Annotated in this window: 7 protein-coding genes; all 7 read left to right on the top strand. The window is 70.4% G+C overall.

What is annotated here, in order from left to right; translation table 11 throughout:
- The first annotated feature begins 584 nt into the window (after positions 1-584).
- The 7 genes from ACY45C_RS00815 (at position 585) to ACY45C_RS00785 (ending at position 11,333) form a co-directional block, all read left to right on the top strand.
- Positions 585-1,535, top strand: coding sequence for a UDP-glucuronic acid decarboxylase family protein (locus ACY45C_RS00815; protein ID WP_462185761.1), 951 nt, complete (start codon positions 585-587; stop codon positions 1,533-1,535).
- A gap of 758 nt (positions 1,536-2,293) precedes the next feature.
- On the top strand, positions 2,294-3,364 hold the full coding sequence (galE, locus tag ACY45C_RS00810) for a UDP-glucose 4-epimerase GalE (protein WP_462185760.1): 1,071 nt from the start codon (positions 2,294-2,296) through the stop codon (positions 3,362-3,364).
- Positions 3,342-4,967, top strand: coding sequence for a UDP-glucose dehydrogenase family protein (locus ACY45C_RS00805; protein ID WP_462185759.1), 1,626 nt, complete (start codon positions 3,342-3,344; stop codon positions 4,965-4,967). Before galE ends, ACY45C_RS00805 begins: the two co-directional genes overlap by 23 nt.
- 204 nt (positions 4,968-5,171) lie before the next feature.
- On the top strand, positions 5,172-6,503 hold the full coding sequence (gene hisS / locus ACY45C_RS00800; RefSeq protein ID WP_462185758.1) for a histidine--tRNA ligase: 1,332 nt from the start codon (positions 5,172-5,174) through the stop codon (positions 6,501-6,503).
- 395 nt (positions 6,504-6,898) lie between these two features.
- Positions 6,899-7,696 (top strand): FAD-dependent thymidylate synthase, encoded by a 798-nt coding sequence (thyX, locus tag ACY45C_RS00795; RefSeq protein ID WP_462185757.1) that lies wholly within the window; start codon positions 6,899-6,901, stop codon positions 7,694-7,696.
- Between the two features lie 65 nt (positions 7,697-7,761).
- Entirely contained in the window at positions 7,762-10,170 is a 2,409-nt protein-coding gene (locus ACY45C_RS00790; RefSeq protein WP_462185756.1) for a phosphoketolase family protein, read from the top strand.
- A gap of 32 nt (positions 10,171-10,202) precedes the next feature.
- Entirely contained in the window at positions 10,203-11,333 is a 1,131-nt protein-coding gene (locus ACY45C_RS00785; protein ID WP_462185755.1) for an acetate/propionate family kinase, read from the top strand.
- Positions 11,334-11,821: the final 488 nt, after the last annotated feature.

Below are 11,821 nucleotides of genomic sequence, written 5' to 3'. Positions count from 1 at the left end.
CCTATGGAGATGCCGGGGACACCCGCCGGGGACGCGCCGCGATGCGTCACGCGATCGCCCTCGAGCGGCACTTCCGCGGGTGACCGTGCCCCGTCCCCTGGCGGTGGATTGCTCATCCAATGCAGGTGGATCCGGCACGGCTATTGACATCTCCCGGAGGGAGCCGGGCACCCTCGGTGACAGGCAGTTATATCGTATTGACCGCGGCGAGGAGGGAGACTGAGCCGGGGCCGCGTACTAACGCGTCGATGACCTGTGTACGATGCCGCAGAGAGTCGGCGTTGTCGGCCATCAGACTACTGGGGGGTAGTGCGGTGTTCGTATCCTGTGGCCATTCGAGACGGGTCCGGCAGCGTCCATGCTGAGCGCCCCCGGCGGGTGAGCAGTCACTGATCTCCTGATCTCCGATCAATTTGATGCCCCTTTCCCCCGATCCTCCAACCTGGCCTCGCGGCGCGATCTGATCCGATGCGCCGCCTCCTTCGCATGGCTCAAGGGAGGCCGCCCGTCGTCGCCGGACTCCGGACAGCGATCGACGGGCACTCTCCGGGGTCCTCTGTATTCCAGATCCGGGAGCACACGACGTGCGTGCGATAGTGACCGGCGGCGCCGGTTTTCTGGGCAGTCATCTCTGTGAACGCCTACTGGGCGGCGGCTACGAGGTCATCTGTTTCGACAACTTCCTCACCGGCCGGCCGGAGAACGTGGAGCATCTGCTCGCCGATCCACGTTTCCGCCTGGTCAACCGGGATGTGAATGATTTTATTTATGTTTCCGGTCCGGTCGACGTCGTGTTGCACTTTGCATCCCCGGCATCTCCGGTGGATTACTACGAGCTGCCGATCGAGACACTCAAGGTCGGTTCGCTCGGTACCTTCCACGCCCTTGGCCTGGCGCGGCAGAAGAATGCTCGGTTCCTGCTCGCCTCGACCTCGGAGTCCTACGGCGATCCACAGGTAAATCCCCAGCCGGAAGGCTACTGGGGCAACGTGAACCCGGTCGGCCCACGCAGTGTGTACGACGAGGCCAAGCGATTCTCCGAGGCGGTGGCCATGGCCTATCGGCGCAAGCACGGCGTCGACACCGGTATTGTTCGCATCTTCAACACCTACGGCCCGCGGATGCGGGTCGACGACGGTCGCGCCATTCCGGCCTTCATCTCCCAGGCGCTGCGGGGCGAGCCCATCACGGTCGCCGGTGACGGAACCCAGACCCGGTCCATCTGTTATGTCGACGACCTGATCGACGGCATCGTCCGACTTCTGCACTCGGACCTGCCCGGGCCCGTGAACATTGGGAACCCGCACGAGATGTCGATCCTCGACACCGCGGTGCTCGTCCGTGACCTGTGCGGATCGACGGCGCCGATCACCTTCGTCCCGCGGCCCCAGGACGACCCTTCGGTACGCCAACCCGACATCACCCTCGCCCGGACCCTCCTGGGCTGGGAACCGAAGACGAGCCTGCATGACGGGCTCACCCGGACGATCTCCTGGTTCGCCGGCCAGCTCGCGGAGAGCCGTCAGGTCGCTTGACCGGCGTCAAGGTGTCCCCCCGGATACCGAGCTTTCCGGGGACGTGGCTTTCTGTTTGCGGGGGGATGGCTCGCGATGGCCGGCACCACGCCGTGTGCACCGCCGTGTTACGTGAGATCGGTGGCATTGGTCCGCAACCCGCCGAGGATGTCAGCGCCACGTACCTGCCGTGCGCGCTCAGGTCGAGACGGGGCCTTCGCCGCCGATGCGTGGGCGAACGGCGACCGGCCCGGGATGTCCGCGGCAATGGTGACCCGAGAGTTCCCGTGGCCCCGCCACCTCCCGGACATATCTTCTTCCCGGGCATCTTCTTCCGGGACGTGGACCGCCGGCCCCGGGTGCCGTGCGCGCGGTTCTTGCCACCGGCCGTGCACTACCCGACGCTGGCGCTGTGACCGGACCGGGGCTCCTGCTCGCGCCGATCGCCTGGTTCACCGGGATCGCGGTCGTCCCCGGGATCGCCGAGGCCGCTACCAGGTCGGCGATGCACCAATCTGGGGATTATGTTCTGCTGTGCCTGATGTTCGCCGCCCAGTGCGGGCCCGTGCCCATCGCGGTGTTCGCTGCCCGAACGGCCGGGACCGCGCGGTCCAGCCGAAGGGCACCGGCGCGACGGGCGTGGTCGTGGTGCCGATCCCAGGTACGGATCCTAGCCGTCGTCGGGTTGATCCCGCTGCCGGGATCGGTTGTTCCGGGTCGGAATGGAGCACCTGTGGCGAGTTGTTTCAGTTGATCACGAAGAAGTGGATAACCGAGCTATGACGTCGACGAGTCGAGCCGAGACGGTCCTGGTGACCGGGGCTACGGGGTTCATCGGCTCCCATACTTGGGTGGACCTGCTTGCCGCGGGTCATCGGGTAGTGGGAGTGGACAACTTCGCCAACAGCTCACCACGGGTGCTGGGCAGGCTGCGTAAGGTGGTGGACGGCGACATCGACTTCGTGCGGCTCGATGTCCGTGACCGGGCGGCGCTCGGTGACGTGTTCCGCCGATGGAAGATCGATTCCGTTATTCACTTCGCCGCTCTCAAGGCCGTCGGCGAGTCGGTCGACATCCCGCTGGAGTACTACGACACGAACGTCAACGCGATGTTGGGCCTGGTCTCCGTGATGGCGGAGCACGGCGTGCGCCGGCTGGTCTTCTCGTCCTCGTGCGCAATCTACGGAGCGGCGGCCAAGGTACCGATCGCCGAGGACACGCCGGCCCGCCCGACCAATCCCTACGCGCGCACCAAGTGGATGTGCGAGCAGATCCTCGCCGACCTCTGCGCCCGGGATCCGTCCTGGCACGTGACGTCCCTGCGATACTTCAACCCCACCGGGGCGCACGAGTCGGGCCTGCTCGGCGAGGACCCCCGTGGGGTGCCGAACAACGTCATGCCCTACCTGGCCCAGGTGGCGGTCGGCCGGCGCCCGGAGCTGTCTATCTTCGGCGACGACTACCCCACGTCCGACGGCACGGGCGTACGCGACTACATCCACGTGGTCGACCTGGCGGAGGGCCATCGACTCGCTCTCGATCATCTTGATGACCAGGCGGGACATCGGGTCATCAACCTCGGGACCGGCGCTGGCACCTCCGTGCGGGAACTGCTCGCGGCCTTCTCCGCGGCCTGCGCTCGTGATCTCCCCAGCCGCGTCGTGGCGAGGCGGCCGGGGGACGTCGCCGCACTGGTCGCCGACGCGGCGCTCGCCCGTACGGCGCTCGGCTGGTCAGCCCGCCGGGATGTCGCGGACATGTGCCGGGATGCCTGGGAGTTTCAGCGTCTCAATCCAGGGGGGTACGACGATGAGGAGGAGGAGTCTGATGAGCTCGTCGGACAGCCTTGATGATGCGGCGGGGCCCGGAACCGGGCCTCGCCCACGCCTGACCGTCATCGGCACCGGGTATCTGGGGGCCACCCACGCGGTGTGCATGGCGGAGCTCGGCTTCGAGGTGCTCGCCGTGGACGTCGACCATTCGAAGATCGAGCGGTTGTCCGCGGGGGAGATCCCGTTCTTCGAGCCCGACCTCGCCGACCTCCTGCGCGCGAACCTCCGGACCGGACGGCTGCGTTTCACCACCTCCTTCGAGGAGATCGCCGAGTTCGGCGACGTGCACTTCGTCTGTGTGGGCACCCCCCAGCGTGCCGACGGTTACGGGGCGGACCTGGGCCACTTGCACGCCGCCATCGAGCGCCTCGCGCCGCTGCTGACCCGGCCGTGCCTCGTGGTCGGCAAGTCGACGGTGCCGGCCGGCACGGCTGCGGGGCTAGCCCGGACAATCGCGCAGCTCGCCCCGGCGAACCGCCCGGCCGCGGACGAGACGGCGCTCGGCGTGGCGGGGGCCGGCGGGTTGGGCCGCGTCGAGGTGGGCCATGACGGGCTGGGCCATGACGAGGTGGACGAGCCCGCCGACATCTCCAGCGATCTTGCTGGCGTCCAGCTGGCCTGGAACCCGGAGTTCCTCCGGGAGGGCTTCGCGGTGGCCGACACCCTGCGACCGGACCGGCTCGTCTTCGGTGTCGCCTCCCCGGCTGCGGAAGGAGCGATGCGGGCGGCCTTCGCGCCGGTGATCGCCCAGGGGGTGCCGGTCATCGTGACGGACTACGCGACGGCCGAGCTGGTGAAGACGGCGGCCAACTCCTTTCTCGCGACGAAGATCTCCTTCATCAACGCGATGGCGGAGGTGTGCGAGGCGGTCGATGCCGATGTCCTGACGCTGGCCGAGGCGCTGTCCCACGACGTGCGCATCGGCGGGAACTTCCTGCGTCCGGGGGTGGGGTTCGGGGGCGGCTGCCTACCTAAGGACATCCGGGCCTTCCAGGCCCGCGCGGACGAGCTCGGGGTCGGTGCGGCGCTGCGTTTCCTGCGCGAGATCGACGAGATCAACAATCGCCGCCGGGACCGCGTGGTGGACCTGGTCACCGCGGCCCTGGACGGCATGCTGGCCGGCCGGCGCCTCGTCGTGCTGGGCGCCGCGTTCAAGCCCAACTCCGACGACGTGCGGGACTCCCCGGCGCTCGCGGTCGCGGGGCTGCTGGCCGGGACCGGCGCCGAGGTGACGGTCGTGGATCCGGTCGCGACGCACAACGCCCGGCGGGCCCTGCCCGGCCTCGCCTACAGCGGCTCCGTCGAGGCCGTGGTCGAGGGGGCCGATGCGCTGGTCCTACTCACCGAGTGGCGCCAGTTCGCCGACCTGGACCCGGCCCGGCTCGGGGCCGTGGTCCGGCGCAAGGTCATGGTGGACGCCCGGCACGCGCTCGACGCCGACCAGTGGCGCCAGGCCGGATGGGTCTACCTGGCCCCCGGCCGGCCGACCAGCATCATCCCGAGCTCGTTGCCGGAGCAGCGGCACCGGAGGGACGGACCGCCGCCGGCGCCGGCCGAGCAGCGCGGCGAGGTGGGTGCGCGGCTCGCGGAGGTCGAGGCGCGCGCGGGGCACCCGATGTGATCGACGGGATGGGGCCCGGTGGAACGGGCCCCATCCCCGCCGTGGGACCGCTCTCCGGCCGTGAGGGCAACGAGCCCCACGCGATAGGCTGTCGCTCATGCGTCTCCTCGCTCGACATCGGTGACTGCCACCCGGCTTCGCGGTTGACCGTGCCCGGGGCGGCAGGTGCCCGTCCGTTCGAGATGATGAGGAGATTCCGCGGCGATGAGTGACGCGCCGATCGTCCGTCCCCTGCCCGTGAGCGGGTTTCCCGAGTGGCTGCCCGAGGTCCGTCTCGTCGAGCAGCGCTGGCTCGACACCATCCGGGCGACGTTCGAGCGGTACGGCTTCTGCTCGGTGGAGACCCCCTCGGTCGAGGCGCTCGAGGTGCTGACCGCGAAGGGGGAGACCTCCCAGGAGGTCTACACGCTGCGCCGCCTGCAGGCCGACGCCGACGACGACAGCGCCCGCCTCGGCCTGCACTTCGACCTCACGGTGCCCTTCGCGCGGTACGTGGCCGCCCACTTCAACGACCTCGTGTTCCCGTTCAAGCGCTACCAGATCCAGCGGGTGTGGCGGGGGGAGCGTCCGCAGGAGGGCCGCTTCCGCGAGTTCACCCAGTGCGACATCGACGTGATCAATGTTGATCAGGTGCCCCTGCACTTCGACGCGGAGCTTCCCCGCATCGTGCATGAGGTCCTGGGCACCCTCGGCGTTCCGCCCTGGACCCTCAACATCAACAATCGCAAGGTGCTCCAGGGCTTCTACGAGGGCCTGGGCATCGGCGATCCGCTGGCCGTCATCCGGGTCGCTGACAAGCTCGACAAGATCGGCCTCGCGGGAGTGGAGGGGCTGCTGACCACCGCGGTCGGGCTCGACCCGGACCAGGTGCGCGCCTGCCTGGAGCTCACGGGCATCCGGGGCTCCGATCCCGGCGTCGTCGAGGAGGTACGCCGGCTCGGGGTGAAGTCGGACCTGCTCTCCGAGGGGCTCGACGAGCTCGCCGCGGTTCTCGATGATCTCGGCGATCTCGCCGACCTGCCCGCCGGCGGCGTGGTCGCGGACCTCTCGATCGCACGCGGTCTCGATTACTACACCGGGACCGTCTACGAGGCGAAGTTCGTTGACTGGCCGGACTTCGGCAGCATCTGCTCGGGGGGGCGGTACGACAACCTTGCCGGCTCCTTCATCCGCCGCAACCTCCCCGGCGTCGGGATCTCGATCGGCCTCACCCGCATCTTCGCCAAGCTCTCGGCCGAGGGCCTGCTCACCACCGGGCCGTCCAGCCCCGCCGACGTGCTAGTCGTGATCCCCTCCGCGTCGCGCCGTGCCGCCGCCCTCGCGACGGCCGCCGAGCTGCGCACCCGGGGGCTGCGGGTGGAGACCTACCACCAGCCGGACAAGGTGGCCAAGCAGGTCCGCTACGCCTCCCGCAAGGGCATCGGATTCGTCTGGTTCCCGCCCTTCGACGATGGCCGGGCGCACGAGGTGAAGAACATGGCCACCGGGGACCAGTCCGCGGCGGACCCAGCGGCCTGGACCCCGGCCGCGGGCTGACCGGCGGGCGTGCCGCCGCGCCATCGCCGGGAGGCTGCCCGTCGTGACGTGGCCGGGCGGCCGGGGATTGACGGGGGCGGAGATCCCCGGCCGCGCCATGCCACGCCGTGAGGGCGGGCACTGCGACTCCTCGTCGCTGGGGACTGACGAGGCGTCCACCTCCGGTGTACCACGCGGGTTGTGACTGCCAATCCCCGCGCGTCGATCGGGTAACCGGACGGGTAAGTGGATGCCGACACGATCCCGGTTGGGCGATTGCTGGCCCGGTCGGGTGATTGCAGGCCTGGCGTCCGGGTGCATGCCGCCGCCGGGTGAGGTCCCCGTATCCCGGCGGACGGGCGCCGTCTACCGTGGGAGGAGTCCGCCAGCGACCGGGCAACGGGTCCTGCGCCCAGATGATGGAGGTGGCAGTGTCGCAGCCGACGCCCGAACCGGCGTCCGGGCCGACGTCCGTGCGGCTTCGGGTCCAGGTGATCGCCAAGACCGAGTTCATCCCCCCGGACGACGTGGCCTGGAGCACCGACGCCGACGGCGGTCAGGCCCTCGCCGAGTTCGCCGGGCGGGCCTGCTACCAGAGCTGGAACAAGCCGAATCCGGCGACCGCGACCAACGCCGGCTACCTGCGGCACATCCTCGACGTCGGGCATCTGTCCGTGCTCGAGCACGGGACCATATCGCTCTATCTCACCGGGGTGTCGCGCAGCCTCACCCATGAGCTGGTTCGGCACCGGCACTTCTCCTACAGCCAGCTCTCCCAGCGTTACGTCCCCGAGAGGGACGCCGCCGTGGTGGAACCGGAGGTCATCGCAGCCGATCCGGAGCTGCACGCCCTGTTCCAACAGGCCGCGGCGGCCTCGCTGGAGGCCTACGGGCGTCTGCTGGAAGGTCTGGAGAAGCGGTTCGCCGACGTTTCCGCGCCCACCTCACGGCGCAAGCAGGCGCGCCAGGCGGCCCGGTCGGTGCTGATGAACGCGACCGAGACCCGGATCGTGGTCACCGGGAACTACCGGGCGTGGCGGCACTTCATCGGGATGCGGGCGAGCGAGCATGCCGACGTGGAGATCCGCGGGCTTGCCGTCGCCGCCCTGCGGGAGCTGCTCCGGGTGGCGCCCAACGTGTTCGCCGACTTCCGGATCTCGACGCTGGACGACGGCACCGAGGTCGCCTCCAGCCCGCTGGTGGGAGAGGGCTGAGCGCCGGGCCTCCCCGCCGCCGGCCGCCCATTGATTTGTCGGGAGAAAGAGAAAGAGGACAGCCGATGACGAGCGTCGTCGACGCCGAGCGGAGCGGCGCGGATCCGGCCGCGGGGCCGTTGTCCCCGGCGGAGCTCGATCTCATCCACGCCTACTGGCGAGCGGCGAACTATCTGTCCGTCGGGCAGATCTACCTGCTCGACAATCCCCTGCTCACCGAGCCGCTGCGTCCGGAGCACGTCAAACCGCGCCTGCTCGGGCACTGGGGCACGACTCCCGGCCTGAACCTCATCTACGCCCACTTGAACCGCGTGATCCGGGCAAAGGACCTGAACGCCATCTACATCATCGGTCCGGGTCACGGCGGTCCCGGCATCGTGGCGAACGCCTACCTGGAAGGCACCTACAGCGAGGTCTACCCCTCGATCGGCCGGGATGCGGCGGGGATGCGGCGGCTGTTCCGGCAGTTTTCCTTCCCCGGCGGAATCCCCAGCCACGTCGCGCCGGAGATTCCCGGGTCCATCCATGAGGGCGGCGAGCTCGGTTACGCGCTGACCCACGCCTACGGCGCGGCCTTCGACAATCCCGACCTGGTGGTCTGCGCCGTCGTGGGGGACGGGGAGGCCGAGACGGGCCCGCTCGCGGCGAGCTGGCACTCCAACAAGTTCCTCGACCCGGGTCGCGACGGCGCGGTGCTGCCGGTCCTGCACCTCAACGGTTACAAGATCGCCAATCCGACGATCCTGGCCCGCATCCCCGAGCAGGAGCTGACCGCGCTCCTGCGTGGCTACGGTTACCATCCGTACTTCGTGGCCGGGGACGACCCGGCCGCGGTGCACCAGCGGATGGCGGGCGTCCTGGACGCCGCCGTCGACGAGATCCACGAGATCCAGGACCGGGCCCGCCGCCACGGCCGCACCGAGCGCCCCACCTGGCCGATGATCGTGCTGCGGACCCCCAAGGGGTGGACCGGGCCGGCCGTCGTCGACGGCCTGCCGGTCGAGGGCACGTGGCGGTCCCACCAGGTGCCCGTCGCGCAGCTGCACGACAACCCCGGGCACCTGGCCCAGCTGGAGGCGTGGCTGCGCTCCTACCGGCCGGAGGAGCTCTTCGATGCCGGCGGAGCCCTGCGGCCCGAACTCGCCGCGCTCGCCCCTCGCGGTCCCCGGAGGATGAGCGCGAACCCGCATGCCAACGGGGGCGAGCTGCTGCGTGATCTGACCCTTCCTGACTTCCGCGACTACGCGGTCGACGTCACCGCCCCCGGGACCACCCTTGCCGAGCCGACCCGGGTCCTGGGCGCGTTCCTACGGGACGTGATGGCCGCCAATCCGAGCACCTTCCGGGTGATGGGCCCGGACGAGACCGCCTCCAATCGGCTGGCTGCGCTCTTCGAGGTGACCGACCGCGCCTGGAACGCCCGGACGGAACCGACGGACGAGCACCTGGCAGTGGACGGCCGGGTCATGGAGGTGCTTTCCGAGCATCTGTGCCAGGGCTGGCTGGAGGGCTATCTGCTCACCGGCCGGCACGGGCTCTTCTCCTGCTACGAGGCGTTCATCCACATCGTCGACTCGATGGTCAACCAGCACGCGAAATGGCTGAAGACCACCCGGCACATCCCGTGGCGGCGCCCGATCGCCTCGTTGAACTACCTGCTGACCAGCCACGTGTGGCGGCAGGACCACAACGGCTTCTCCCATCAGGACCCCGGGTTCATCGACCACGTCGTGAACAAGAAGGCCGAGGTCGTCCGGGTGTACCTGCCCCCGGACGCGAACACCCTGCTCTCCGTCGGCAACCACTGCCTGCGCAGCCGGCACTACATCAACGTGATCGTGGCCGGCAAGCAGCCGGCGCTGAACTACCTGTCGATGCCGGCGGCGATCGCCCACTGCACCCGTGGCCTGGGCATCTGGGATTGGGCCAGCAACGACCACGACGCGCCCGGCGACGGGCTGCCGGATGTGGTGATGGCCTGCGCCGGGGACATCCCGACCCTGGAGACCCTCGCCGCGGTGGACATCCTGCGCCAGCACTTCCCCGACCTGAAGGTGCGCGTCGTCAACGTCGTCGACCTGATGTCCCTGCAGGACGAGGCGGAACATCCGCACGGCATCTCGCACGCCCGCTTCGACGCGCTGTTCACCACCGACCGGCCGGTCATCTTCGCCTACCACGGCTATCCCTGGCTGATCCACCGGCTGACCTACCGGCGGCACAACCATCACAACCTGCATGTCCGTGGCTACCTTGAGGAGGGGACGACTACCACCCCGTTCGACATGGTCATGCTGAACAACCTCGACCGGTTCCACCTGGTGGCGGACGTCATCGACCGGGTACCGAGCCTGGGCGCCCGCGCCGCGCACGTCCGGCAGCAGATGGTCGACGCGCGGCTCGCGGCCCGGACCTACACCCGGGACCACGGCGAGGACGCCCCGGAGATCCGGAACTGGACCTGGCCCTACTGAGTCCCGCCCCTACCGAGCCCCGCCCCGTCGCGATGAACGTCCTGGTGGTCAACGCCGGATCGGCCAGCCTCAAGCTGCGGCTGATCGGCCCGGACGACGCCCTGCTCGCCGCGCGCGATCTCACCGCGCCAGCCGGTCGGGCGGACCCGGCCGGGGTCGTCGCCGCGCTGCGCGAGCTCACCCACGAGGGTGGCCAGCCGGGCGCGGTCGGGCACCGCATCGTGCACGGCGGGACGGATTTCACCGCCCCCGTGGTCGTCGACCGGGCCGTGGCCGAGCGGCTGCGGAGGCTGACCGCCCTCGCCCGCCTGCACCAGCCGGCGGCGCTCGCCGCCCTCGACGAGGTCGGGGCGGCCGTGCCCGAGGTGGCGCAGGTCGCCTGCTTCGACACGGCGTTTCACAGCCGGATGCCGGCGGAGGCCATCACCTACGCCATCCCGGCCGAGTGGCGGGAGCGGTACGGCATCCGCCGGTACGGCTTCCACGGCCTGTCCCACGCCCACGTCTCCCGGCGGGCGGCTGCGCTCACCGGGGCGCGGCGCATCGTGACCTGTCATCTCGGCTCGGGCGCGTCGCTCGCCGCCGTTCTCGACGGGGTGGGGGTGGACACCACGATGGGCTTCACCCCGCTGGAGGGCCTGGTGATGGCCACCCGGTCCGGCACCGTGGATCCCGGCGCGCTGCTGTGGCTGCAGACGGAGGCGGGACTGAGCGCGCACGAGCTCACCGATCGCCTGTTCACCTCGGCGGGGCTGCGCGCGCTCGCGGGGACGGCGGACATGCGGGAGGTCGAGTCCGGCGCCGCCGCGGGTGAGCCGGCCGCCGCGTTGGCGCTGGCGGTCTACCTGCACCGGCTGCGCGCCGGGATCGCCGCGATGACCGCCGCGCTGGGCGGGCTGGACGCCCTGGTGTTCACCGGCGGCGTCGGGGAGAACTCCGCCTCCGTGCGGGCCGGGGCCGCGGCCGGACTCGGCTACCTGGGTGTGGCGGTGGATCCCGAGCGTAACGATCCGGCCCGGGCCGGTGGTACGGGCCCATCTGGTGGCACGGAGCGCGAGATCGGCGTGCCGGGGGCCGCCGTGCGTACGCTCGTGATCGAGGCACGCGAGGACCTGGAGATCGCCCGCGGGACCCGGGCGGCCCTCGCCGGTGGCATTGGGTGACGGTAGTCTGGCATTACGGTAATGTCCCGGATGGCGGGCGCGATCCTGGCGGACCCGCGCGCCGCCGGATGGCACCGCCCGGACGATCCGGTGGCGGTACTCTGAAAGCTCTGTCGCGGCGAGTGGAACGGTGCTGTGCGGTGCGGTGCATTCCGGTGCGGTGCATTCCGGTGCGCTGCCGTCCCCGCCGGTCGTCCCGTCGTCCCCGATCGGGGCCCGGCCGGTCGCGATGCCCGACACCGCGCGGTGCGCCGTCCCCGGGCCGGGCGGACGGTATCCGCGTGCGGTGGCCCAGCGGCCCCCGCGGGTCTCGCGCCGGTCGCTTGTGGCGAGTCCGGGGAGCAGGCACGGCTCGGGCCGGCGGAGCGGGAAAGGCGGCGTGGGCGGAGGATGGACCGGTGCCGGCCCGGCGGTGTCGGAGGAGTGAACGCGGAGGTTCGGCGGTCCGGCGGGTGATGTCGGTCGCCAGAGGTGATGTCGGAGGTGCT

The sequence above is a fragment of the Frankia sp. CcWB2 genome (genome assembly GCF_977927585.1).
The sequence above is the reverse complement of the archived record's forward strand: the minus strand, read 5'-3'. Positions and strand labels throughout refer to the sequence as shown.

What these genes read in the sequence shown, in the direction of transcription:
- ACY45C_RS00790 (WP_462185756.1), top strand. Translation starts at nt 7,762, where the DNA reads ATGACGAGCGTCGTCGACGCCGAGCGGAGCGGCGCGGATCCGGCCGCG.
- ACY45C_RS00805 (WP_462185759.1), top strand. Translation starts at nt 3,342, where the DNA reads ATGAGCTCGTCGGACAGCCTTGATGATGCGGCGGGGCCCGGAACCGGG.
- galE (WP_462185760.1), top strand. Translation starts at nt 2,294, where the DNA reads ATGACGTCGACGAGTCGAGCCGAGACGGTCCTGGTGACCGGGGCTACG.
- ACY45C_RS00785 (WP_462185755.1), top strand. Translation starts at nt 10,203, where the DNA reads ATGAACGTCCTGGTGGTCAACGCCGGATCGGCCAGCCTCAAGCTGCGG.
- thyX (WP_462185757.1), top strand. Translation starts at nt 6,899, where the DNA reads ATGATGGAGGTGGCAGTGTCGCAGCCGACGCCCGAACCGGCGTCCGGG.
- hisS (WP_462185758.1), top strand. Translation starts at nt 5,172, where the DNA reads ATGAGTGACGCGCCGATCGTCCGTCCCCTGCCCGTGAGCGGGTTTCCC.